Source organism: Streptacidiphilus jeojiense (assembly GCF_000719095.1).
Lineage (GTDB): Bacteria > Actinomycetota > Actinomycetes > Streptomycetales > Streptomycetaceae > Streptacidiphilus > Streptacidiphilus jeojiensis.
This window is the reverse complement of the sequence record NZ_JOEH01000005.1, coordinates 112797-137502: the sequence shown is the minus strand read 5'-3', so window position 1 is coordinate 137502 and position 24706 is coordinate 112797. Positions and strand designations below refer to the sequence as shown.

General features: G+C 69.4%; 20 protein-coding genes and 3 tRNA genes. 19 read left to right on the top strand and 4 right to left on the bottom strand.

Annotated features, from left to right (window positions below):
• Window positions 1-40: 40 nt before the first annotated feature.
• Window positions 41-2644: a chitobiase/beta-hexosaminidase C-terminal domain-containing protein gene (locus tag IF29_RS0108250; RefSeq protein ID WP_380521125.1), complete on the bottom strand. Its 2604-nt coding sequence runs from the start codon at window positions 2642-2644 to the stop codon at window positions 41-43.
• 415 nt (window positions 2645-3059) lie between these two features.
• Between IF29_RS0108250 and IF29_RS43315 the strand changes: the two genes are divergently transcribed.
• Complete coding sequence (locus IF29_RS43315; RefSeq protein WP_084713732.1) at window positions 3060-3677, top strand: GNAT family N-acetyltransferase; 618 nt, start codon at window positions 3060-3062, stop codon at window positions 3675-3677.
• A 170-nt stretch (window positions 3678-3847) separates the two neighbouring features.
• On the opposite strand, the gene IF29_RS0108240 is transcribed toward IF29_RS43315, so the two are convergent.
• Window positions 3848-5134, bottom strand: a complete 1287-nt coding sequence (locus IF29_RS0108240) for an amidohydrolase family protein (protein ID WP_030251709.1) — start codon at window positions 5132-5134, stop codon at window positions 3848-3850.
• Window positions 5135-5457: 323 nt separating this feature from the next.
• Here IF29_RS0108240 and IF29_RS0108235 point away from each other — a divergent pair.
• The 8 genes from IF29_RS0108235 (at window position 5458) to IF29_RS0108200 (ending at window position 10321) form a co-directional block, all read left to right on the top strand.
• Window positions 5458-5530, top strand: a tRNA-Thr gene (locus IF29_RS0108235).
• 44 nt (window positions 5531-5574) lie between these two features.
• Window positions 5575-5650: transfer RNA gene (locus IF29_RS0108230), tRNA-Met, on the top strand.
• Window positions 5651-5737: 87 nt separating this feature from the next.
• The gene (gene rpmG, locus IF29_RS0108225; RefSeq protein WP_006604855.1) at window positions 5738-5902 is read left to right on the top strand and encodes a 50S ribosomal protein L33; all 165 of its coding nucleotides are present in this window, start codon (window positions 5738-5740) and stop codon (window positions 5900-5902) included.
• Between the two features lie 157 nt (window positions 5903-6059).
• Window positions 6060-6512 carry a MaoC family dehydratase N-terminal domain-containing protein gene (locus tag IF29_RS0108220; protein WP_030251706.1) on the top strand — a complete coding sequence of 151 codons (453 nt, stop codon included), beginning with the start codon at window positions 6060-6062 and terminating at the stop codon, window positions 6510-6512.
• Between the two features lie 2 nt (window positions 6513-6514).
• Entirely contained in the window at window positions 6515-6943 is a 429-nt protein-coding gene (locus tag IF29_RS0108215; protein ID WP_030251703.1) for a MaoC family dehydratase, read from the top strand.
• Between the two features lie 132 nt (window positions 6944-7075).
• Window positions 7076-7612, top strand: coding sequence for a TetR/AcrR family transcriptional regulator (locus IF29_RS0108210; protein ID WP_030251701.1), 537 nt, complete (start codon window positions 7076-7078; stop codon window positions 7610-7612).
• A 122-nt stretch (window positions 7613-7734) separates the two neighbouring features.
• Entirely contained in the window at window positions 7735-9159 is a 1425-nt protein-coding gene (locus tag IF29_RS0108205) for a DHA2 family efflux MFS transporter permease subunit (RefSeq protein WP_030251698.1), read from the top strand.
• Between the two features lie 103 nt (window positions 9160-9262).
• Window positions 9263-10321, top strand: a complete 1059-nt coding sequence (locus IF29_RS0108200; RefSeq protein WP_030251695.1) for a UDP-N-acetylmuramate dehydrogenase — start codon at window positions 9263-9265, stop codon at window positions 10319-10321.
• Between the two features lie 55 nt (window positions 10322-10376).
• Here IF29_RS0108200 and IF29_RS0108195 read toward each other — a convergent pair whose 3' ends face one another.
• Window positions 10377-11414, bottom strand: a complete 1038-nt coding sequence (locus IF29_RS0108195) for an adenosine deaminase (RefSeq protein ID WP_030251692.1) — start codon at window positions 11412-11414, stop codon at window positions 10377-10379.
• 121 nt (window positions 11415-11535) lie between these two features.
• On the bottom strand, window positions 11536-12783 hold the full coding sequence (locus tag IF29_RS0108190) for a pyridoxal phosphate-dependent aminotransferase (protein WP_030251690.1): 1248 nt from the start codon (window positions 12781-12783) through the stop codon (window positions 11536-11538).
• Between the two features lie 310 nt (window positions 12784-13093).
• Between IF29_RS0108190 and IF29_RS0108185 the strand changes: the two genes are divergently transcribed.
• From IF29_RS0108185 to rpoB, 10 genes are all read left to right on the top strand, one after another.
• Window positions 13094-13166 (top strand) — tRNA-Trp (locus IF29_RS0108185).
• Between the two features lie 110 nt (window positions 13167-13276).
• Window positions 13277-13609 carry a preprotein translocase subunit SecE gene (gene secE / locus IF29_RS0108180; protein WP_030251687.1) on the top strand — a complete coding sequence of 111 codons (333 nt, stop codon included), beginning with the start codon at window positions 13277-13279 and terminating at the stop codon, window positions 13607-13609.
• Between the two features lie 183 nt (window positions 13610-13792).
• Window positions 13793-14680 (top strand): transcription termination/antitermination protein NusG, encoded by an 888-nt coding sequence (gene nusG, locus IF29_RS0108175; RefSeq protein ID WP_030251684.1) that lies wholly within the window; start codon window positions 13793-13795, stop codon window positions 14678-14680.
• 89 nt (window positions 14681-14769) lie between these two features.
• Window positions 14770-16479: a hypothetical protein gene (locus IF29_RS0108170; RefSeq protein ID WP_030251680.1), complete on the top strand. Its 1710-nt coding sequence runs from the start codon at window positions 14770-14772 to the stop codon at window positions 16477-16479.
• A gap of 154 nt (window positions 16480-16633) precedes the next feature.
• Window positions 16634-17068: a 50S ribosomal protein L11 gene (gene rplK, locus IF29_RS0108165; protein WP_030251677.1), complete on the top strand. Its 435-nt coding sequence runs from the start codon at window positions 16634-16636 to the stop codon at window positions 17066-17068.
• A gap of 89 nt (window positions 17069-17157) precedes the next feature.
• Entirely contained in the window at window positions 17158-17880 is a 723-nt protein-coding gene (gene rplA, locus IF29_RS0108160; RefSeq protein WP_030251674.1) for a 50S ribosomal protein L1, read from the top strand.
• Between the two features lie 146 nt (window positions 17881-18026).
• Window positions 18027-18869, top strand: coding sequence for an SCO4651 family lipoprotein (locus IF29_RS43310; RefSeq protein WP_051725041.1), 843 nt, complete (start codon window positions 18027-18029; stop codon window positions 18867-18869).
• A gap of 351 nt (window positions 18870-19220) precedes the next feature.
• The gene (rplJ, locus tag IF29_RS0108150; protein ID WP_030251668.1) at window positions 19221-19784 is read left to right on the top strand and encodes a 50S ribosomal protein L10; all 564 of its coding nucleotides are present in this window, start codon (window positions 19221-19223) and stop codon (window positions 19782-19784) included.
• A gap of 89 nt (window positions 19785-19873) precedes the next feature.
• Window positions 19874-20257, top strand: coding sequence for a 50S ribosomal protein L7/L12 (gene rplL / locus IF29_RS0108145; protein WP_030251664.1), 384 nt, complete (start codon window positions 19874-19876; stop codon window positions 20255-20257).
• An 891-nt stretch (window positions 20258-21148) separates the two neighbouring features.
• Window positions 21149-24622 (top strand): DNA-directed RNA polymerase subunit beta, encoded by a 3474-nt coding sequence (gene rpoB / locus IF29_RS0108140; RefSeq protein WP_030251663.1) that lies wholly within the window; start codon window positions 21149-21151, stop codon window positions 24620-24622.
• Window positions 24623-24706 lie beyond the last annotated feature (84 nt).

Below are 24706 nucleotides of genomic sequence, written 5' to 3'. Positions count from 1 at the left end.
CGGCCGGAGGTGTTGTCGGTCGCTCCGACGTCAGCTCAGCTCACGGGAAGCTGACGACGTTGCTGGGAGTGGTGTTGGTCGCGGTCTGGGCACCCGTGTCATTGATGACATGGGTGATCGTGCCGACGTTGCCCAACGAGACGGTGAGTGCGTCGTGGAACTTCACGCCCGCCGTGTTGGGCACCTCGAACGCGTGATAGGCGTTCACCGCCGGATTGACGTTGAAGTAGCAGTAGCTGCCGAGCCCCCAGGCCTCGTGCGTGGTGACGTTGGCACCCACCTTGTAGGCGGCGTACCCGTTGACCCCGGTCGGACTGATCCAGGCCGCCTGGTTGGGCACGTCGTACGGCATCTCGTTCTGGAAGAAGATGGTCTTGCCGTTCTGACCGTTCCAGGTGACCTCGTACTTCTGGTAGTGCTCCACGAACAGGCCGGTCGCCTCGACGTTGTTGCCGTTGACGATCAGGCCGTTGTCGGCCGTGTTGGTGGTCCAGCCGACCGTGCCCGCGTTGCCGTGGTCGGCACGCCAGGCCCAGATGTGGTCGATGATCGTGTCGCTGCTGTTGACGACCAGGCTCGCGGTCGCCTTGCCGGCGACCTCACCGCCGATCCGGAAGAACACGTCCTGGATGGTGGTGGGGTTGGCCGCGTGGCTCGCGGAGGAGCCGGACGGGCCGACCGTCAGCAGAGCGGCCGAGTTGGTTGTCCCGGCGTCGAAGAGCAGGCCCTTGAGCCGGACCCCGTCCACGTCGGCGACCTGCATGGCGTTGACCCCGTTGTCCGGGACGAAGGTCGGGTAGCCGATGCCGAGGATGACCGTGTTGGCCTTGGTGACGTTGAGGGTCTGGCTGAGGTGGTAGACCCCGGGGGTGACGAAGAGGTTGCAGCCCTCGGACAGCGCGGTGTTGATGGTCGCGGCCGTGTCGCCGGCCTTCACCACGTAGAACTGGCTCATCGGGGCGGAGGTGCCGGGGGTGCTGCCGCTCGCCCAGCTCGGGCCGGAGGCGTTGGTCCGCAGCGAGGGCTCGAAGACCCGGTACTTCCCGGTGCTGTCGATGTACAGGTACGGCACGTCGCGCGAGACCGGAGTGGTGGCCAGAGTGGTCTCCGGCGGGCTCGGGAAGGTGTTGGCCGGGGCGCCGTTCACGCCGGAGAAGACCATGTTCCACACGCCCCCGGACCAGCTGCCGAGGTTGCTGTCCCGGGTGTACCACTGCTGCTGCGAGATCGAGGACGCCTGCCCGGTCACCTTGGTGTCGGCGATGTAGCCGCCGCTGGCGTAGCCGTAACTGGCCGGGTAGAGGGCCAGGTTGCCGTGCACGTCGATCCTGCGGAACGGCGCGGCCTGGGCCACGGCCCAGCGGTCGGTGCCGCTGGAGGGGTTGATGGCCAGGTTCTCGGCCGAGCGCCAGAAGTTCTGCGTCGCGTTGCCGGCGTCCTCGGAGTTGAAGGCGTCGACGGTGACGTCACCGTTGATGATCACGTCGTCCGGGTTCTGGCCGAGCCCGGCCACCGAGGTGTAGAAGCCGACGTTGTCCTCCACCGAGTAGGTGCCCGGCTTGTAGAGGTCGGCCACCCGGTTCTCGGAGAACTGGGCGGTGTTGGTGTCCTTCATCTGCGCGAACTGGGCGTCCAGCGTGGCCTGGATGCTGGCGCTGGACATGGTCGGGTCGAAGACGTGGACGTTCGGACCGAAGTCCGGGGTGTCCGACTGCGCGGGGCAGCCCACCGAGGTCCCGATGGTGAAGGTCGCGCTGGCCACCGCGGAGTTGGTCAGGCCGGACAGGATGCCGATGGCCTTGACCGTGGTGGTGGCGCTGACGGTCAGCGGGGTGCTGTAGAGGGTGGAGGAGGCAGTGGGGGTGCTTCCGTCCGTGGTGTAGCGGATGCCGGCGCCGGAGGTGGAGTCGGCGAGCGTCACGGTCTGGGCGGAGCTGAAGGTCCCCCCGGCCGGACTGAACGTCGGCGTCGCGACCGTTGAGGGCGCGGTGCTGATGGTGTAGGTCGCGCTGGCCACGGCCGAGTTGGTGCTACCGGACAGGATGCCGATGGCCTTGACGGTGGTGGTCGCGGTGATGCTCAGCGGGGTGCTGTAGAGGGTGGAGGAGGCGGTGGGGGTGCTTCCGTCCGTGGTGTAGCGGATGCTGGCGCCGGAGGTGGAGTCGGCGAGCGTCACGGTCTGGGCGGAGCTGAACGTCCCCCCGGCCGGACTGAACGTTGGCGTGGCCACCGTCCCGGTGGTGCCGCCGGTCTGCGTGTACGTGAAGTGGGGGGTGTCGTACTGCGGCCCGTTCTTCTCGTAGGTGAACCAGTACTCCAGGACGTTGCCGGCGGTCAGCGAGCTGACGGTCTGGGTCCAGGTGCCGTTGCTGTTCGCCATCCGGAAGTTCTGCTGGTTGGCGCCGTTGACCAGGTAGTGGACGTCGACGTAGAGCGCGGCGGTGGTGGGTATGAACGTGATCTGTGTCTGGGACGCGTTCAGCTGGGTCACGCTCTGCGTGTAGTCGGTCGCGGCCGAGGCCGGTAGCGCGGTGGCCGTCAGGCCGAGCAGTGCCGCCAGCGTCAGCAGGACGGCGGTGAGCAGGGCGACTACGCGTCCGCGCGACGCAGGTCGCGGTGGGCGCGGAAGGGCGGTTCTGCGCATGGGGGTCCTTTCACCTGGGTTCGTGAAGTGAACGCCAGATCGGTGTGGGGGAGCGCTTGGTACCACCTTCTGATCAGGAGCCGGAGGCCCGTCCGACTCGGGCCCGTTGAACCTGCGATCTGGAAGCGCTCTCAGAGCAACGATGTGGGAGCTCCGGATCCGTAAGGCAGTCTCAATGCGGCATGACCCACCGTCAATAAGTTGAACTGCCTTCAACTGTTGAACAGATGGCGGTTCTGCCCGCCACCTGCGGGAGCGAGAAGCCCAGGGGTCCTGTGCGCGGAGGGTGAGCGCGAGTAGGGTCGCAACAGTCCCATGGCCGACAGCCGAACCCGGTTGTCACAGGGGCGTGGTAGAAAACGAGTCATCCGGTGGGGGAGCGCCGGTACTCGACGGTCGGGGGAGGGGGCTTGGCATGGACGAAGCGGTGACAGTGCGTGAGGCTGCCGCGGCCGATCTTGACGCCGCAGTGGCGCTGTGGACGTTCTCACATGTCGTCAGACGCAACGGCAGGCCCCTGCCGGAGGCTCATATCGCCTCGGTCCATGAACGGATGGCCTCGCCGGAGGCCTTAGTCCTGCTGGCTCACGACTCGGCCGACCAGAACGGCCAGGAGTCCGTTCGGGAAGCCGGCCGTGGGCCCGACAACGGGGAGCACGACGAGGAGCCGGGCAAGGACCCGGACAAGGAGTCCGAGCACAACTCCGGCATCATCGGCACCATCATGGGCGTCCAGGGGCGCGACGAGGACGGTTCGGGACCTCCGGTCTCCGGGCTGATCCACATATCCCTGCTCAGCGTCGCCCCCGACCGCTGGGGCCAGCACATCGGACGGCTGCTGGTCGAGGAGACCATCAAGCGCGCCGTCGCCCGCGGCTTCGACCAGGCCCAATTGTGGACCCACGCCGACAATCTGAGGGCCAATCGGCTCTACAAGGCGATGGGTTTCCGGCGCAGCGGCCGGGTCAAGGTGGACGACTGGGGCGAACTGCTGGTCCACTACCGCCGCGCGCTGACCTCCGTCGCGCGCTGACCCCCGCGGCGCTCTGAACCTGCCGTGGTTGAACCTGCCGTGCGCTGACGCCCGCTCCGCGCTGACCCCCGCCGCGCCCTGACCCCCGCCGCGCGTTCACCTCCGCCCAGCGTTGGTCCCCTCTGGCGCTGATCCCACGTAGCGCCTCGCCGAGCCCGGTGTGCAGGCCGTCAGTCCTCCAGGGCCACCGGCCCGCTCCGCCCCTGCCGGGGCACGGCGGGGGCGCTGGTCTCGGCGAACTCCCGCACCGCACTGGTCCGGCTGACCACCCGGCCGCCGTGCACCACCACCCTGCTGTGCCCACCGGACAGCACCCCGCGCAGGCTGTCCCCGCGCACCGCGAGGATGTCCGCAGGGGCGCCGGGAGCCATCAGCACCGGGGCCAGCCCGAGCACCCGCCGCGCCGCGCCGCTGACCAGCTCGTACGCATCCACCTCGTCCAACTCGCCCGATGCGGCCAGCAGGAAGGCCGCCTCCAGCGGATCCACCCGGCCGACCGGATTCGCCAGGTCCCGCAGCGCACCGCTGCCGGCGGCCACCGCGACCCCGGCCGCCAGCAGCCGCCGGACCGGTGCCCGCCGGGCCGCCCGTGGCGGCCCGGCATTCGGCCCGCCCCCCGCGCCCGGCGTCGACCCCGTCCCCACGCAGTACCCGCTCTGCGGCAGCAGTACGACGGCCATCCCGGCCGAGGCGAGCCGGTCGATCCCGAGGGCCTCCTCCTCGGGACGCAGCCGGTCGAGGTCGGCGCACGGGCCCACGGTCACCAGCTGGGGGAACTGTCCGAACACTGCGGCCAGCCGGGCCAGCCGGTGCGGATCACCCAGATCGGCGTGGAGATCGACCGGGCTGCGGCACTCCTCGGCGAGGGCTGCCACGGCGTCCAGATGCGCGTCCGGATCCGGGTCCTGGTCGGGGCGGCCGCCGACCGCGTGCGCTCCCATGGCCAGCGCCTCGCGCAGGACCGCGCGCCCCTCCGCACCGCAACGTCCGCTCAGCGTTCCCGGGAGCGGAACCACCTGAAGCTCCATCAGCCCGTGCAGGGCACGCGCGGCCTGCAGCGCCGCGGTGACGGCCGTCAGCCCGTGGGCCCCGTCGATCCGGACATGCGTACGCTGCACCGTCGCGCCGTAGCCCAGCCCGCTCAGGGCGGCCTCGGTGATCCTGCGCTGCAGCGCCTCCGCACTTCCGGCGGCATCCGGTCCGGGGCCGGCCGGCGGGGTGGCGCTGAAGGCCTGATCCAGATGGGCGTGCGGTTCGGTGGGGGCGGGCAGCAGCAGGTATCCGGTGAGGTCCAGCCGGTCCGGCGCGCTGAGGCTGCCCGCGGGGCCGACCGACTCGATCCGTTCGCCGAGGATGCGCACATCCACCGCGCGGCCGTCGGCCTGCCGGGCACCGGACAGCAGCAAGGCAGGTCCACCGGGGGCGGTCGGCTGGTCCGGGGGCCTCTCGGCGGGCATCCGCCGCTCCTTCCCGCCGTGGCTCATGATCGTTCCTTGGGAGCCTAGGCCGCCTGTCCCGACGCGGTCGGGAGGCGCGGGCGGGCACCGGGGAGTTCATAAGTCATACCGCCCCGCCGGGATCCGACAGGGGCTCCCGCCGGGGCTTCGACGGGGATCCGACCGCGGCTCCGAGGGCGCTCCGGGGCGAACGTCTGAGCTGCGATGCAACGTCAGCTTGGTCCGCCCCGAGGGGTCGGGAAGCCGCTCCAGGCCTGGGATCCGCGGGGGAGGAAACGGATTTCACGGATCGGCCGGGGACCGTGTAATGTCTTCCTCGGCCAGCCCCTATAGCTCAGTCGGTAGAGCGTCTCCATGGTAAGGAGAAGGTCTGCGGTTCGATTCCGCATGGGGGCTCGGATGAGAAGGTGCCCCGCTTCGGCGGGGCGCTCAATCGTCGTGGCGGTGTAGCTCAGTTGGTAGAGCAAGCGGCTCATAATCGCTGTGTCACCGGTTCAAGTCCGGTCACCGCTACCACGCCGTGTAGCCGATTGTAGGGTAACCCTCCCGGTCGGCTACTCTTGTCTGTGTTCATAACGTTGTCTGTCCGAGGAAGGCACTCCTGTGGCCGCCACTGATGTCCGCCCGAAGATCACGCTGGCCTGCGTGGAGTGCAAGGAGCGGAACTACATCACCAAGAAGAACCGGCGTAACGACCCGGACCGTCTTGAGATGAAGAAGCACTGCCCCCGTTGCAACTCGCACACCGCGCACCGCGAGACCCGCTGACCTCTGCGTTCCATCGCACGTCCGGCGATATCGCCAAGGCTGTAAGGGCGAAGGCCGCTCCCACCCGTGGGGGCGGCCTTCGCTGCGTCAGGTCCGGCTACCTTTCTCCTTGAAGAACGACTTACCTACTGACGTGTCGCACGACGAGGAGCTGCCCATGCCGCTCGATCCTTCCTTCATCGGGCGGACCTACCCGCCCACCACGGTCTACGAGGTCGGCCGCGAGAAGATCCGCGAGTTCGCCGAGGCCGTCGGTGACGCCAACCCCGCCTATCTGGACACGGATGCGGCGAAGGCACTGGGGCATCCCGATGTCATCGCGCCGCCCACCTTCCCCTTTGTGCTGACCTACCGCGCGGCGGCCCAGGTGGTGAACGACTCCGACCTGGGCCTGGACTTCTCCCGGGTGGTCCACGGCGACCAGCGCTTCACGTACACCCGTCCGGTGCGCGCCGGCGACCGGCTCTCGGTCACCTGCACCATCGACTCGATCAAGTCCCTGGCCGGGAACGACATCCTCTCGGTCCGCGGCGACGTCCACGAGGAGAGCGGCGAGCACGTGGTGACCGCCTACATGATGCTGGTGGCCCGCGCCGCCGAGGGGGAGTGACGATGCCCGCACAGGTGAACTACGACGAGGTCGAGGTCGGCTCGCAGCTCCCGGCCCAGTCCTTCCCCGTGACCCGCGCCACTCTGGTGCAGTACGCGGGCGCCTCCGGGGACTTCAACCCCATCCACTGGAACGAGGCCTTCGCCCGCTCGGTCGGCCTGCCCGATGTCATCGGGCACGGCATGTTCACCATGGCCGAGGCGATCCGGGTGGTCACCGACTGGCTGGGGGACCCCGGTGCGGTGGTGGAGTACGGCGTCCGCTTCACCAAGCCGGTCGTCGTCCCCAATGACGGGACGGGTGCTGTGATCGAGGTCACCGGCAAGGTCGCGGCGAAGCTGGAGGACCGCCGGGTCCGGGTGGACCTGCTGGCGACCAGCGGCGGCGAGAAGGTGCTCGGCATGTCCCGCGCCGTGGTCCAGCTGCTCTGACCTGCTCTGACCTGCACTGACGGATGCGCCCCCCGGAACCGTCCGGAGGGGCGCATCTCAGTTTCCGGTGGCCCCTTGCAAAGTTAGTAATCAGCCACTAACTTTTAACCCATGGCGAAGACGAGCATGAGAATGACAGCGGAGGAGCGACGCGAGAGCGTCATCCGCGCCTCCATGATCGAGTTTGCCGAGCGCGGCTACAACGGGACCTCCACCCAGGCGATCGCCACTCGGGTCGGCGTCTCCCAGCCCTATCTCTTCCGGCTCTTCCCCAACAAGCGGGCGCTGTTCGAGGCCGCCGTCCGGCGCTGCATGGACGACGTCCGGGAGACCTTCCTGAAGGCGGCCGAAGGCCTGGAGGGCAAGGAGGCCCGGGAGGCGATGGGGCTCGCCTACTTCGAGCTGATCACCGACCGCAGCCGGCTGCTGATGCAGATGCAGATGTACGTCTCCACCTTCGCCGCCGAGTCCGCGGGCGACACCGAGGTGGGGGAGGCGGTCCGGGCGATGTGGGTCGACCTCTGGGACTCGGTGGCGGCCGCGGCCGGGATGACCCCGGGGGAGACCACGGGCTTCTTCGCCGAAGGAATGCTGATCAACGCGCTGGTCGCGATGGGCTTTCCGCAGGAGCACCGGATCTGGAAGGGCTTCGAGTCCAGCGAGTGCTAGCCGGCGGCAGCCGTTCGGAGCGGTGTGCGCTTCGCGCCGCTTTTCTCTGCCCGTGAAAGTTATTGATCGATAACTCATCAGGTTCCCCCCGAGCCGGGGGGCCTCAACCAAAGGGAACCGTCATGCGCAAGGGAAACCCAGCAGTCTGGGCCTTCGTGATCACCAGCACGGCCGGCTTCATGGCCGCGCTGGACAACCTGGTCGTCACCACCGCCCTCCCCTCCATCCGGACCCACCTCGGCGGCGGCATCACCGACCTGGAGTGGACCGTCAACGCCTACACGCTCACCTTCGCGGTGCTGCTGATGCTGGGCGCCGCGCTGGGCGACCGCTTCGGCCGCCGCCGCCTCTTCACCGTCGGACTCAGCCTCTTCACGCTCTCCTCGCTGGCCGCGGCGCTGGCACCGGGGATCGGCGAACTCATCGCCGCCCGGGCCGCCCAGGGGGTGGGAGCAGCCCTGCTCACCCCGGTCAGCCTGACCCTGCTCACCTCGGCCGTACCACCGGCCAGGCGCGGCCTGGCCTTCGGAGCCTGGGGTGCAGTCAACGGCATGGCCGTCGCGATGGGCCCGCTGATCGGCGGCACCGTGGTCGAACACCTCTCCTGGCAGTGGATCTTCGCCCTGAACGTCCCGATCGGACTGGCCCTGCTGCCGCTGGCCCGGCTGCGGCTGACCGAGAGCCGCGGCCCCAACAGCCGGCTCGACATCCCCGGCACCGCGCTGGCCAGCGCCGGACTCTTCGGCATCGTCTTCGCCCTGATCCGCGGCAACTCCGACGGCTGGACCAGTTCCACCGTGCTGGCCGCCCTGGTCGCCGGCGTGCTGCTGCTGATCGCGTTCGTGGCCTGGGAGCTGCGCACCGACGCCCCGCTGCTGCCGATGCGGCTGTTCCGCAACCGCGCCTTCGCCGCGGTGAACGGTGCCTCGCTGCTGATGTCGGTCGGGATGTTCGGCTCGATCTTCCTGCTCAGCCAGTGGCTGCAGACCGCCCAGGGATACACCCCGATGGAGGCCGGCGTCCGGATGCTGCCCTGGACCGCGATGCCCATGGTGGTCGCCCCGCTCGCCGGGATGCTGGCCGACCGGATCGGCGGACGGATCATCATCGCCACCGGGCTCGCCCTGCAGGCCGCCGGACTGGTCTGGTTCGCCCTGATCGTCGCGGCCCACGTCGACTACAGCTCGCAGATCCCCCCGCTGGTGCTCTCCGGGGTCGGCATGGCGCTCTTCTTCGCCCCGGTCACCACCGTGCTCATGGGATCCGTGAAGCCGGAGGAGCAGGGGGTCGCCTCGGGGGCGAACAACGCCTTCCGGGAGATCGGCGGAGCGCTCGGGGTGGCCGTGCTCACCTCGGTCTTCACCGCCAGCGGCGACTTCAGCAGCGCGCAGCGCTACGCCGACGGGCTGACCCCGGCGCTCTGGGTCGGCGCGGCCGCCATCGCCGCCGCGACCGTCTCGGCGCTGATCGTCCCGCGGTGGCGCCGGAACGCCGCCCCGGTGCCGGACCCGGCACAGGACGCGCCCGCACTCAGCCCGGTCGCCTGACCCGGCACCTGGCCACCCGGGGATCAGGCCCTCCCGGCCCGCGCCCGGTCCACCCCACCCGGGGCGGGCCGGGCGCCGCCGTGTCCACCCTTAGGGTGGTCCCGTGCAGGAACTCCAGGACGCCCCCCTCGCCCAGCTGACCACCATCCGCCTCGGCGGCCCGGCCCGAAGGCTGGTGACCGCCACCACCGATGCCGAGGTCGTCGAGACCGTGCGGCAGGCGGACCGGTCCGGTGAGCCGCTGCTGGTCCTCGGCGGCGGGAGCAACCTCGTCATCGGCGACAAGGGCTTCGAGGGCACCGTGCTCCACATCGCGACCCGCGGCCGCAGCCTGGACGGGACCGTCCTGGAGGCGGCGGCCGGCGAGATCTGGGCCGACCTGGTCGACGAGACGGTGCTCCGGCACGGCCTGGCCGGCATCGAGTTCCTGGCCGGCATCCCCGGCTCGGTCGGCGCCACGCCGGTCCAGAACGTCGGTGCCTACGGCCAGGAGGTCGCGGCCACCATCACCGAGGTCGTTGCCTTCGACCGCAGCGCCGACCGGGTGGTGACCCTGGCCGGGGCCGACTGCGACTTCTCCTACCGGCACAGCCGCTTCAAGGCCGATCCGGAGCGCCATGTGGTGCTCCGGGTCCGCTTCGCCCTGGAGGACGCCGGAGGCCGCTCCACCCCGGTCCGCTACGCCGAGGCGGCCCGCACCCTGGGCGTCGAGCCGGGTGAGCGGGTGGAACTCACCGCGGCGCGTGAAGCGGTCCTGAAACTGCGTTCGGGCAAGGGCATGGTCCTGGACCCGTCCGACCACGACACCTGGTCGGCGGGGTCCTTCTTCACCAACCCCGTTCTCGCCCCGGAGCAGTTCGCCGCCTTCACCGCCCGGGTCCGGGACCGGCTGGGCCCGGACGCCGCCTTCCCGGCGTACCCGGCGGCGGACGGCAGCACCAAGACCTCGGCCGCCTGGCTGATCGAGAAGTCGGGCTTCGCCAAGGGCTACGGCTCCGGCCCGGCCCGCCTCTCCGGTAAGCACACCCTGGCCCTCACCAACCGCGGCCGGGCCAGCACCGAGGACCTGCTCGCCCTCGCCCGCGAGATCCGCACCGGCGTCCAGGCCGCCTTCGGCGTCACCCTGGTCAACGAGCCCGTCCTGGTGGGCGTGGAGCTCTAGGAACCCTTCAGCCGCCGGGGGCGTCCCGGCCCGCGGTGCGGCCCGGCGGACGGCCTCAGCTCACCAGCCAGCTGTCCACCCCGGCCAGCAGCTCCTGCTTCACCTTCTCCGGCGCCCGCGAGGCGCGCACCGACTGCCGGGCGAGCTCGGCCAGCTCGGCGTCGCTGAAGCCGTGCACCATCCGCGCCGACTCGTACTGCTCGGCCAGCCGCGAACCGAACAGCAGCGGGTCGTCGGCCCCCAGCGCCATCGGCACCCCGGCCTCGAACAGGGTGCGCAGCGGAACGTCCTCGGGCTTCTCGTACACCCCCAGCGCCACATTGGACGCAGGGCAGACCTCGCAGGTGATCTGACGGTCCGCCAGCCGCTGCATCAACCGCGGGTCCTCGGCCGCGCGCACCCCGTGCCCGATCCGCCCCGCGCCCAGATCGTCCAGGCAGTCCCGGACGCTGGCCGGGCCTGCCAGCTCGCCGCCGTGCGGTGCGGCCAGCAGTCCGCCCTCCCGGGCGATGGCGAAGGCCCGGTCGAAGTCCCGTGCCATTCCCCGCCGTTCGTCATTGGACAGGCCGAAGCCGACCACGCCGCGGTCGGCGTAGCGGATCGCCAGCCGGGCCAGCGTACGGGCGTCCAGCGGGTGCTTCATCCGGTTGGCGGCGATCAGGATCCTGATGCCGACCCCGGTGGCCCGGGAGGCGTCCTCGATCGCCCCCAGGATCAGTTCGACAGCCGGGATCAGGCCGCCCAGCCTGGGCGCATAGGAGGTCGGATCGACCTGGATCTCCAACCAGCCGCTGCCGTCGGCCCGTTCGTCCTCGGCGGCCTCGAGCACCAGGCGCCGTATGTCGTCCTCGTCGCGCAGCACCGACCGCGCCATGTCGTAGAGCCGCTGGAACCGGAACCAGCCGCGTTCGTCGGTCGCCCTGAGCTTCGGCGGGGTACCGGAGCTCAATGCCTCGGGCAGGTGCACTCCGTGCTTGTCGGCGAGCTCCAACAGCGTGGCCGGACGCATGGAGCCGGTAAAGTGCAGATGCAGATGGGCTTTGGGCAGCAGACGAACATCGCGGAGGGCCGGCGCGGTGGGTACCTGTTCCATCCACAGATCTTTGCGTACTCAGCCTGATGGTGGAAAACAACCTGGTCAAGACGCTCGATCGAGTGAATCGAGGGCCCGCCGCCCGGGCCGGAGCCGGGCCGACGGGCCCCGAGAAGCGACTTCAGTCCTGCGCCTCGCCCAGCAGCTTCTGCAGCCGGGAGACGCCCTCGACCAGGTCGTCGTCGCCCAGTGCGTAGGACAGCCGTAGGTACCCCGGCGTCCCGAAGGCCTCGCCGGGCACCACCGCGACCTCGGCCTCGTCCAGGATCAGCGCCGCCAGCTCCGCGGACGACTGCGCCCGCCGGCCCCGGATCTCCTTGCCCAGCAGTCCCTTCACCGACGGGTAGGCGTAGAACGCGCCCTCCGGCTCCGGGCAGACCACCCCGGGGATCTCGTTCAGCATCCGCACGATGGTCTTCCGGCGCCGGTCGAAGGCGGTCTTCATCTCGTCCACCGCGGCCAGGTCCCCGGAGACCGCCGCCAGCGCCGCCACCTGCGCGACATTGCTCACATTGGAGGTCGCGTGCGACTGCAGGTTGGTCGCCGCCTTGATCACGTCCTGCGGGCCGACCACCCAGCCGACCCGCCAGCCGGTCATGGCGTAGGTCTTGGCGACGCCGTTGACCACGATGCACTTGTCGGCCAGCTCCGGCACCGCCACCGGCAGCGAGACGAACTCGGCGTCCCCGTAGACCAGGTGTTCGTAGATCTCGTCGGTCAGCACCCACAGCCCGTGCTCGGCGGCCCAGCGGCCCACCGCCTCCACCTCGGCGCGGGTGTAGACGGCGCCGGTCGGGTTGGAGGGCGAGACGAACAGCAGCACCTTGGTGTTCTCGGTGCGCGCCGCCTCCAGCTGCTGCACCGAGACCTTGTAGCCGGTGGTCTCGTCGGCGACCACCTCCACCGCGACCCCGCCCGCCAGCTGGATCGACTCCGGGTAGGTGGTCCAGTACGGCGCGGGCACGATCACCTCGTCGCCCGGGTCCAGGATCGCGGCGAAGGCCTCGTAGATGGCCTGCTTGCCGCCGTTGGTCACCAGCACCTGCGAGGCCTCGACGGCCCAGCCGGAGTCCCGCAGCGTCTTCGCCGCGATGGCGGCCTTGAGCTCGGGCAGCCCGCCGGCCGGGGTGTAGCGGTGGTTCTTGGGGTCGCGGCAGGCGGCCACCGCCGCGTCCACGATGTAGCCGGGCGTCGGGAAGTCGGGCTCGCCGGCGCCGAAGCCGATCACCGGGCGCCCGGCGGCCTTGAGGGCCTTGGCCTTGGCGTCGACGGCGAGGGTCGCGGACTCCGCGATGGCGCCGATGCGGGCCGAGACCCGACGGTCGGCCGGGCGGATGCTGGGGTCTGGGTGGGGAAACGCAGCGCTCATGCCTGCATGGTCCCAGAAGCCGCGCCGCCCGGGCATCGAGGTTTCACCCGGCGGATGCGCCCCGCACCGCCGCTCCCTCCGCCGCTCGCAGCGTCGCCGACGCTCCCAGCAGCGGCGCTTCGGCCCCGATCGGCCCACGGTCCCGGCAGCCGCCGCAGATCAGCGGGGCCTACCCATTCGACCAATCACCGTTCCACCCCCTACACTCAAGCCTCGATGGTCCCGCCCGAAGGCTCAGGGTGCAGCGTTCACCGCGCGGCAGCCCCGATACGGTAGGTTGGGCCTCGCGAATCCGTGGCTGCGGATTCAAAGGGTCGTAGCTCAATTGGTAGAGCACCGGTCTCCAAAACCGGCGGTTGGGGGTTCAAGTCCCTCCGGCCCTGCTGTCCGCCCTGTTGCCTGACGGCGACAGGCGGTACCGTCAGCACTGCATTCCCGAGGCCGCAAGCACTGCGGTTCTCGCAACAGGTACCCGGATTCAGGTGAGGGACGAGTGACGGAGACCGTGGGCTCCACCGCGACACCTGACAGTGGTAACGCGGCGGACGAACAGAGCGAGACTCTGTCCCGCCGTGACCGCAAGCGTGCCAACAGGTCAGCAGGCAAGGACGGCAAGAAGAAGCGTGGGGACCGCCCCAACATCTTCGCCCGGATCGCGCTCTTCTACCGGCAGATCATCGCCGAGCTGCGCAAGGTCGTCTGGCCGAGCCGCAATGACCTCACCACGTACACGACGGTCGTCGTGGTCTTCGTCGTGGTGATCATGGCCCTGGTGTACGGCCTGGACACCGGCTTCGCGGCGCTCGCCAAGCTCATCTTCGCCTGATCGGCGCTCGTAGCGGACCGGGTCGGCCCGGTCCGAGCCCTCGTGGGACAACCCGGTCCGGGCGCTCCGCTACCGTTGTGTCGGTATCGTTGAGTATCCGAGCCGCCCGCAGCCAAGCCCTGCTTCTCCCTGTGGACGGTCCGGTACCGTCCCACCCTTCATCTCCAGGAAGAAGCAGCCAACGTGTCTGAGTCCCACCTGTACGACGCAGCGCAGGCCCCCGAGGCTGACGAAGCCGTCGAGTCGGCCGGCGTTGCGGAGCAGGACGCGTCTGCGTGGGCCGAGGCCGACGACTCCGCCGAGCAGATCATCGAGAACGTCGATGGTGACGAGGACGAGGTCGAGGCTGCCGACGCCGCCGCCGGCGAGTCCGCCGAGGAGGAGGCGCTGACCGTGGTCACCGCCGACGAGTCCGAGGCCCTCGAATCGGCCGAGGAGGCCGAAGCCGAGGTCGACGTGGACGTCGACCCGATCGTCGCGTTCCGCGAGGAGCTGCGCACCGCCCCCGGCGAGTGGTACGTCATCCACACCTACGCCGGCTACGAGAACCGGGTTAAGTCCAACCTGGAGCAGCGCGCCGTCTCGCTCAACGTCGAGGACTACATCTACCAGGCCGAGGTGCCCCAGGAAGAGGTCGTCCAGATCAAGAACGGCGAGCGCAAGACGACTCGCCAGAACAAGCTCCCCGGCTACGTGCTGGTGCGCATGGACCTCACCAACGAGTCCTGGGGCGTGGTCCGCAACACCCCCGGTGTCACCGGCTTCGTCGGCAACGCCTACGACCCGTACCCGCTGACCCTGGACGAGGTCGTCAAGATGCTCGCCCCCGAGGTCGAGCGCGCCGCCGCCCGTGAGGCTGGCCGGCCGGTGCAGGTCAACTCCTCCGAGATCCAGGTCCTGGACTTCGAGGTCGGCGACTCGGTCACGGTCACCGACGGCCCCTTCGCCACCCTCCAGGCGACGATCAACGAGATCAACCCGGACTCCAAGAAGGTCAAGGGCCTGGTCGAGATCTTCGGCCGGGAGACCCCGGTCGAGCTCTCCTTCGACCAGATCGCCAAGAACGACTGACACGAACGAGCGATCAGCAGGCGGCAGCAGCCGCGAGGGCCCCGTACCGCGAAGGTACGGGGCCCTCGCGCATGGGTAGGCCCCCGGCCATGGACCCCACGGATCCGATCGACGCCGTCGCTCTGCTCCACCGCGCCTCGGGGAGCGCCCACGGGGCCGTGATCACCGGCACCCTGCTGAGCCGCAGGGACCGCGCGGTCGAGCTGCGGCTGCTGCACGACTCGCTCCAGCAGGCCAGGGCCAAGCTGGTCGGCGACAGCCCGGGCCTGGTCGGACGGCTGGTGGCACAGGCGTTCGGCGGCGACGAGGCCGACGACGAGGCAGTGGACCCGGATCCCGGCCGGAGCCCGGAGACCCGGACCGTCTTCCGGGCCGAACCGGGACCGCTGCCGCCGGACAGCCCCGAGCCGCTGCGCGAGCTGCTCGACCCCGGTTGGCTGCTGGTCGGCTTCGAGCTGGCGGTCACCGGCAGCGCCGTCGTCGAGGACCGGTCGGCCGTCGCCGTGACGGCGACCCCGCGGCCCGTCGTCGCCCCGGCGGGGCCTCCGGCCTTCTCCGACCTGGTCGACCGGATCGACGTCCTGGTGGACGCGGAACTGGGCATCCTGCTGCGCCGCACCGACCACGCCGAGGGCGAGCCCTACCGCACCGACGAACTGACCGGCCTCGCCCTCTCCCCGTCGCTGGTGAAAGCCGCCCACCCGGTGGGGCCGCCCCCGTCGGACGATGCCGGCCTGGACTTCGAGGTCCCTGCCCGGGTGCGCTCGGTCGCCCACGGGGTGGACGCGGTGCTCGGCGAGGCGGTCCGAGCCGCGTTCCGGCTCCGAACGGCCCGTCCGCTGGCCCCGCCCGAGGACGACGAACCCTGGTTCACCGAGGACACCCCGGTCCGGCAGGTCGCCGACCCGCTCCCGTCGGACGCCGAGCTCGCCCGGCTGCTCCACCGCAGCGGCCGGGGCGGCCCGGCGTTCACCGCGGACGTGCACCACTGGATGGACACCGGGGCCCTGGCCGGGACCGTCGGCGGCAACCCCCTGGTGTCGGCGCTGGCCCCGGAGGCGGTGCTGCGGGCGCTGCTGGACAACGCCCCGGGCCGGGTCCACCAGTCCTTCCGGCTGCTCTTCGGCGATCTGCTCCATTACCGCGTGGAACTGCTGCGCGGACTCCCCGGCAAGAATCCCGCGGTGCTCGCCTGCGACGGCGGGACCGGCTACCGCCTCTTCCCCGACCGCCTGGTGACGGTCGCTCCGCAGCCGCCGGAGCTCGTTCCCGGGCAGGGGCTCGACCTCTCCTGGCTGCTCCTGCTGGATCTCGTCGCCGACAGCCGGGTCGGGTTCCTGGGCAGGCCGGCCCTGCGGATCAACGCCAGGAACAGGAACGGGGTCCGCCCGTCCCCGTTCCTGGCGTTCTGCGACAGGATGGAACTGCTGGTGGACGCGGAGCTGGGGATCGCCCTGCGGATCACCGGGTTCCAGGACACCGTCCCGGTGCTCCGCCAGCAGCTCCGCGACCTCCGTACCCTTGAAACCGGCCCCGACCCGGTCGCCTACCGACCCGGGGTGCCCCCCGGCGGCCGAATCGTGCGCGGCTCGGGCGGCCCGCTCCAGGACAGCGGTCTGCCCGGTCCGGTCCAGGCGGTGGCGGGCGCGGCCGCCGCGGCGGCCGGCGGGGCCGCGGTACTGCTGGGGATCCTCGGCAACCGGCGCGCCGGCTCGCGGCCGGCGGCCAGCCCGCAGGCACCGCCGACCGGGGCCGAATCCCCGGTGGATCCGTCCCCGGATCCACCCCCGGGACCGTGATTTAGGATCGCTGCCCCTTTCGGGCTATCCTGGTTCGATGTGTGCGCAGAGCCGGACCGTTCGGTCGGCGAGAAGCCACACGGAAACCCAAGGCCCCGCCGTCGTGCTTCCGCACGCCGGTCGGGAACACCTCTCGTAAGGACCCGGAGAGAGCATGCCTCCCAAGAAGAAGAAGGTCACGGGGCTTATCAAGCTCCAGATCAACGCCGGTGCGGCCAACCCCGCGCCGCCCGTCGGCCCTGCCCTGGGTCAGCACGGCGTCAACATCATGGAGTTCTGCAAGGCCTACAACGCCGCGACCGAGTCGCAGCGTGGCATGGTCGTGCCGGTGGAGATCACGGTCTACGAAGACCGTTCCTTCACCTTCATCACCAAGACTCCGCCGGCCGCCAAGCTGATCCTCAAGGCCGCGGGCGTGGAGAAGGGCTCCGGCGAGCCGCACAAGACCAAGGTCGCCAAGATCACGGCTGCCCAGGTCCGCGAGATCGCGACCACCAAGCTGCCCGACCTGAACGCCAACTCCCTGGAGCAGGCCGACAAGATCATCGCGGGCACCGCCCGTTCGATGGGCATCACCGTCGAGGGCTGAGTACCCCTCAGCACCGGAACGGTTCGTGGTAGGGCCGAGCGCGGCCCGCAGCCACCACAACTCCACGTCTTTTATCCACAGGAGCAGCAGTGAAGCGCAGCAAGGCTCTGAACGCCGCGGCGGAGAAGATCGACCGCGAGCGTCTGTACGCCCCCCTCGAGGCCATCCGCCTCGCCAAGGAGACCTCCACCTCCAAGTTCGACGGCACCGTCGAGGTCGCCATGCGTCTGGGTGTCGACCCGCGCAAGGCCGACCAGATGGTCCGCAGCACCGTCAACCTCCCGCACGGCACCGGCAAGACCGCCCGGGTCCTGGTCTTCGCGACCGGTGACCGCGCCGAGGCCGCGCGTGCTGCGGGCGCCGACATCGTCGGCGCCGACGAGCTGATCGACGAGGTCGCCAAGGGCCGCCTGGACTTCGACGCCGTCGTGTCCACCCCGGACCTCATGGGCAAGGTCGGTCGTCTGGGCCGCGTGCTCGGCCCCCGCGGCCTGATGCCGAACCCGAAGACCGGCACCGTGACCCCGGACGTGGCCAAGGCCGTGACCGAGATCAAGGGCGGCAAGATCGAGTTCCGCGTCGACAAGCACTCGAACCTGCACCTGATCATCGGCAAGGTGTCCTTCGACACCGAGAAGCTGGTCGAGAACTACGCCGCCGCCCTGGACGAGGTGCTCCGCGCCAAGCCGTCCGCCTCCAAGGGCCGGTACATCAAGAAGGTCGCGATCAGCACCACGATCGGCCCCGGCATCCAGGTCGACCCGAGCCGCACCCGCAACCTCCTCGTCGAGGAGGACCCGGCCTCGGTCTGATCTCCGATCAGCTCGGCCAGGTCGCAGTAGCGATACGACGGGCCGGTTCCGCTTCCGCAACGGAAGGGGAACCGGCCCGTCGTCGTGTCGGTCCCCAGGTGTAGCGTCTCCTCGCAGATCTCGTACGAACCACAGGGGGAACTCACATGCGCCGTACCCGTGCGCTCCGTCTCACCACCACCGCCGGTGTGGCGCTGACCGCGCTCACCGCCCTGACCGCCTGTTCCGGCTCGACCGCGAAGACGGCGTCCGACGCCGCCTCCAAGGGCGTCAGCGGCGCCAAGTCGGCCGTGGTCAGCGTCGCTGACGCGCTGTCGCTGACGACGAAGAAGACCTCGAGCTTCAGCGCCGCCAAGATGAACATGACGATGGTGATACCCAAGGTCGGCACGTCCACCATGAACGGCACGGTGTCCTACAAGCCGGTGGCCCTGGACGCGACCATGACCAATCCTCAGTTGCCCGGCACCATGCGCCTGCTGATGTCCGGTACCACCGAGTACGTCAACATGGGTGCCACCGGGGCGAAGGAGTTCGGCGGCAAGCACTGGCTGAAGATCGATTTCTCGGAGCTGGGCGCCGGGGGCAAAGCCCTCGCCGACAGCATCAACAGGAGCGGCAGCCAGGACCCGTCCACCTCGGTCAAGCTGCTCACCTCCTCCGGCGACATCAGGCGCGTCGGCACGGAGACCGTGGACGGCGTGTCCACCACGCACTACTCCGGCACGGTCGACGTGAAGAAGCTGGTCTCCTCGGACCCGGGCCTCAAGGCCATCGCCGACCAGGCGGCCAAGAGCGGGATGACCACCGAGACCGTGGACATGTGGGTCAACGACCAGAGTCTCCCGGTGAAGGTCCACGAGACCGCCACGACGTCGCAGGGCACGATGGACATCACCATCCACTACTCCGACTTCAGCAACACCCCGGTGACGATCACCGCACCCCCGGCCAGTGACACCGAGGACCTGGCTTCGCTCAGCAAGTAGCAGGTGCCGGGGCCCCGCCCGGCCCCGCCCGGTGGGCGATTTGCCCGCCGGGCGCCTCATCACGTACCTTGGTCCTTGCCACAGACCGCTGGTTGTTGTCGCGTGCCCTGCAAGGGGAGGACGCGAGGACCGAAGGCTCCGCGAATGCGGACGACCCGCGCAGGATGGATGAGGACAATCGCGCTCCGGATGCATGCCGTCAGGCATGGCCGCCGTTGAGCATGTGAAGCCCCGTGCGCCTGCGCCGGGGCCGTTCTGTTTTTCTCGAACACTTTCTTCCGGCGGTATGGGCGTAGCAGGTCGACTCAACGGTCGGCCACGCATCGACATCACGGAAGGAGGCGTAAGCCTATGGCAAGGCCCGACAAGGCTGCCGCTGTCGCAGAGCTGACGGACAAGTTCCGTGGCTCCAACGCGGCGGTGCTGACCGAGTACCGCGGTCTGACCGTGGCGCAGCTGAAGACGCTGCGTCGCTCGCTCGGCGACAACGCCAATTACGCCGTGGTGAAGAACACGCTGACCAAGATCGCGGCCAACGAGGCCGGGATCTCTGAGCTCGACGACCTGTTCTCGGGTCCGACGGCTGTCGCCTTCGTCGCCGGTGACCCGGTGGAGTCGGCGAAGGCTCTGCGTGACTTCGCCAAGGACAACCCTGCGCTGATCATCAAGGGCGGTGTCCTTGACGGTAAGGCGCTGTCCGCCGATGACATCAAGAAGCTCGCGGACCTCGAGTCCCGCGAGGTGCTGCTCGCCAAGCTGGCCGGTGGCCTGAAGGCGTCGATGGCCAAGGCCGCCGCCACCTTCCAGGCTCCCCTCACGGAGTTCGCCCGCACCGCGGAAGCTCTCCGGGCCAAGGTCGAGCAGGGCGGTGCCGGTACGCCGGCTCCCGCCGCCGAGGACGAGGTGGCGGAGTAACCACTCCGTCGTCTCCTGCCTTGCAGCGGGCCCGTACGCCCGCCTATCCGTACATCCGGCACCTGCCGAAATAGTGGAAGGACGCCATCATGGCGAAGCTGTCCCAGGAAGAGCTGCTCGAGCAGTTCGCCGAGCTCACCCTCATCGAGCTCTCCGAGTTCGTGAAGGCGTTCGAGGAGAAGTTCGACGTCAAGGCTGCCGCCCCCGTGGCCGTCGCCGCCGGTGGTGGCGCTGCTGCCGCCGTCGAGGCCGTCGAGGAGCAGGACGAGTTCGACGTCGTCCTCACCGCCTCCGGTGACAAGAAGATCCAGGTCATCAAGGAGGTGCGCGCCCTCACCTCCCTCGGCCTGAAGGAGGCCAAGGACCTCGTTGACGGCGTGCCCGCCACCGTCCTGGAGAAGGTTGCCAAGGACGCGGCCGAGAAGGCCAAGGCTGCTCTCGAGGCTGCCGGCGCTTCCGTCACCGTCAAGTAACTCCGGTTACCGACTGGCGGTTCGCCTGCCGGCCGTGAGGCCGGTACGAACCTCTGAACCGAGGTGCTCACCCGTACGGGTGAGCACCTCGGTTTTTTGTTTGCCGGGTCCATCCGGCCACTGCTGTCCGATCTATGACGATTCGCCACTTCTGTCGCCGAGGTGCTCCCCAGCGCCCCCGAGGGCGAGTATGGTGATCGTCGTCGCTGCGGGTACGACCTGTCCGCAGCGGGCGCCGCAGGCGTCCGGGTCCACTTCCGGCGCCGCCACAGCGGTCGCCGTGCGACCACCCCACCAGGGCAGTCGCCCGGCCCGACCGCCGGCCCCAGGGGCGGACGGGAGCTCTCCCGGCCGGGTTCCGGGAGGAGTCCTCGGAGGGGTTCACCGGGGGCTCGCCCTTGACGAACCGCACGCGGCGCGCAATTCTCAGGACGCGAGGTTGTACCTCCGCCGGGAGGTCGTGGCAGGCAGCGCGGCGAGCACGGCAGCGGCATGACAGCGGCACGGCAGCGAGCAAATCTCAGGTTCCAGGCATGGAACCGGGGTGTGGTGGGGAATACACACCCAGTAGGCAGTAACCGCCCCAGGGGCGCCCTCGACAGGGGGTCGCACCGCGAGGTAGGGAGTTCGACGATTCGGTCTCCGAATCCGGACTGGACAGCAGTGTGCCGTCTGGCTACACTGTCCCTTTGCGCTGCCTTTTAGCTGCTCCGTGACTCGACCCCCGGAGTACGCACTGCCCCGACCAGGGGTGGCACCCCGTTTGCGCACTGGCTCCGACCTGGAGAAACGTCCAGGCCCCTGAGCTCGTGTGGAAGCGCGGATGCTACCCGTGCGACGGGTGGGCCCGGTACGCGCGTAGTGAGTCCGAGCCCTCGGAAGGACCCCCTCTTGGCCGCCTCGCGCAACGCCTCGAACAACTCCGCATCCACCGCACCGCTCCGTATTTCCTTCGCGAAGATTCGTGAGCCCCTCGAGGTTCCCAACCTCCTCGCCCTGCAGACCGAGAGCTTCGACTGGCTCCTCGGCAATCAGGCGTGGAAGGACAGGGTCGAGGCGTCGCTCGCAGAAGGACACGACGTCCCGCAGAAGTCCGGCCTGGAGGAGATCTTCGAGGAGATCTCCCCGATCGAGGACTTCTCCGGTTCGATGTCGCTGACCTTCCGCGACCACCGCTTCGAGCCCCCCAAGAACTCGATCGACGAGTGCAAGGACCGCGACTTCACCTTCGCGGCCCCGCTCTTCGTCACCGCCGAGTTCACCAACAACGAGACCGGCGAGATCAAGTCGCAGACGGTCTTCATGGGCGACTTCCCGCTCATGACCCACAAGGGCACCTTCGTGATCAACGGCACCGAGCGTGTCGTCGTCTCGCAGCTGGTGCGCTCCCCGGGCGTCTACTTCGACACCACCCTGGACAAGACGTCCGACAAGGACATCTACTCCGCCAAGGTCATCCCGTCCCGTGGTGCCTGGCTCGAGCTCGAGATCGACAAGCGCGACATGGTCGGTGTCCGCATCGACCGCAAGCGCAAGCAGTCGGTCACGGTGCTACTGAAGGCCCTCGGCTGGACCTCCGAGCAGATCCTGGAGGAGTTCGGCCAGTACGAGTCGATGCGCGCCACCCTGGAGAAGGACCACACCCAGGGCCAGGACGACGCGCTGCTCGACATCTACCGCAAGCTGCGTCCGGGCGAGCCGCCGACCCGCGAGGCCGCGCAGACGCTTCTGGAGAACCTCTACTTCAACCCGAAGCGCTACGACCTCGCCAAGGTCGGCCGGTACAAGATCAACAAGAAGCTCGGCGTGGAGCAGCCGCTCGACGGCGGCGTCCTCACCACGGACGACATCCTTGCCACGATCAAGTACCTGGTCCAGCTGCACGCCGGTGAGACCGAGACGGTCGCCCCGAACGGCAGCACGATCGTCGTCGAGGACGACGACATCGACCACTTCGGCAACCGTCGCCTGCGCAACGTGGGCGAGCTGATCCAGAACCAGGTCCGTACGGGTCTCGCCCGTATGGAGCGGGTCGTGCGCGAGCGCATGACCACCCAGGACGTCGAGGCCATCACGCCGCAGACGCTGATCAACATCCGGCCGGTCGTCGCCTCCATCAAGGAGTTCTTCGGCACCAGCCAGCTGTCCCAGTTCATGGACCAGACGAACCCGCTGTCGGGGCTGACCCACAAGCGTCGTCTGTCCGCGCTGGGCCCCGGTGGTCTGTCCCGTGAGCGGGCCGGCTTCGAGGTCCGTGACGTGCACCCGTCCCACTACGGACGCATGTGCCCGATCGAGACCCCGGAAGGACCGAACATCGGTCTGATCGGTTCGCTCGCCTCCTACGGCCGGGTCAACGCCTTCGGCTTCGTGGAGACCCCGTACCGCAGGGTCACCGATGGTGTCGTCACCGACAGCATCGACTACCTCACCGCGGACGAGGAGGACCGGTTCGTCATCGCCCAGGCCAACGCGCCGCTGACCGATGACAACCACTTCGCCGAGGGCCGTGTGCTGGTCCGCCGCCGTGGCGGCGAGATCGACTACATCCCCGGTGTCGAGATCGACTACATGGACGTCTCGCCGCGCCAGATGGTGTCCGTCGCCACCGCGATGATCCCCTTCCTGGAGCACGACGACGCCAACCGCGCCCTGATGGGCGCGAACATGATGCGTCAGGCGGTGCCGCTGCTGAAGAGCGAGGCCCCGCTGGTCGGCACCGGCATGGAGTACCGCGCCGCGGTCGACGCCGCCGATGTCATCGCCGCCGAGAAGTCCGGTGTGGTCCAGGAGGTCTCCGCCGACTACGTCACGGTGGCCAACGACGACGGCACCTACACCACGTACCGCGTGGCCAAGTTCACCCGCTCCAACCAGGGCACCTCCTTCAACCAGAAGGTCGTCGTGGACGAGGGCGCGCGGATCGAGGTCGGGCAGGTGCTGGCCGACGGTCCCTGCACCGACGAGGGCGAGATGGCCCTCGGCAAGAACCTGCTCGTGGCGTTCATGCCCTGGGAGGGTCACAACTACGAGGACGCGATCATCCTGTCGCAGCGCCTCGTGCAGGACGACGTCCTCTCCTCGATCCACATCGAGGAGCACGAGGTCGACGCCCGTGACACCAAGCTGGGTCCGGAGGAGATCACCCGGGACATCCCGAACGTCTCCGAGGAGGTCCTGGCGGACCTGGACGAGCGCGGGATCATCCGCATCGGCGCCGATGTCACCACCGGTGACATCCTGGTCGGCAAGGTCACGCCCAAGGGCGAGACCGAGCTGACCCCGGAGGAGCGCCTGCTGCGCGCCATCTTCGGTGAGAAGGCCCGTGAGGTCCGCGACACCTCGCTGAAGGTGCCGCACGGTGAGCAGGGCAAGGTCATCGGCGTCCGCGTCTTCGACCGCGAGGAGGGCGACGAGCTGCCGCCCGGCGTCAACCAGCTGGTCCGGGTCTACGTGGCCCAGAAGCGCAAGATCACCAACGGTGACAAGCTGGCCGGCCGGCACGGCAACAAGGGTGTCATCTCCAAGATCCTCCCGGTCGAGGACATGCCCTTCCTCGAGGACGGCACCCCGGTCGACATCGTGCTCAACCCGCTCGGCGTCCCGTCCCGGATGAACCCGGGACAGGTGCTGGAGACCCACCTCGGCTGGCTCGCCAAGACCGGCTGGGACGTCTCGGGCATCGCCGAGGAGTGGGCCCGCCGGCTGCAGAAGATCGGGGCCGACAAGGCCATCGGTGGCACCAACCTCGCCACCCCGGTCTTCGACGGCGCCCGTGAGGACGAGATCACCGGTCTGCTGGACCACACCACGCTCACCCGGGACGGCGACCGTCTGGTCGGCTCCTCCGGCAAGGCGCGGCTGTTCGACGGCCGCTCCGGTGAGCCGTTCCCGATGCCGATCTCGATCGGCTACATGTACATCCTCAAGCTGCACCACCTGGTCGACGACAAGCTGCACGCCCGTTCGACCGGTCCGTACTCCATGATCACCCAGCAGCCGCTGGGTGGTAAGGCGCAGTTCGGTGGTCAGCGCTTCGGTGAGATGGAGGTGTGGGCGCTGGAGGCGTACGGCGCCGCCTACGCCCTCCAGGAACTGCTCACCATCAAGTCCGACGACGTTCTCGGCCGCGTGAAGGTCTACGAGGCCATCGTCAAGGGCGAGAACATCCCCGAGCCCGGCATCCCCGAGTCCTTCAAGGTGCTCATCAAGGAGATGCAGTCGCTCTGCCTGAACGTGGAGGTGCTGTCCTCGGACGGCATGTCCATCGAGATGCGTGACTCCGACGAGGACGTGTTCCGCGCCGCGGAGGAGCTCGGTATCGACCTGTCCCGGCGAGAGCCGAGCAGCGTCGAAGAGGTCTGACGAGGGTCCGGGTCGGCGCTGTCCAACCAGCGCCGGCCCGCCGCCCCCAGGACCCCCTCAGACCAGATGTAAGACTTCGACCCC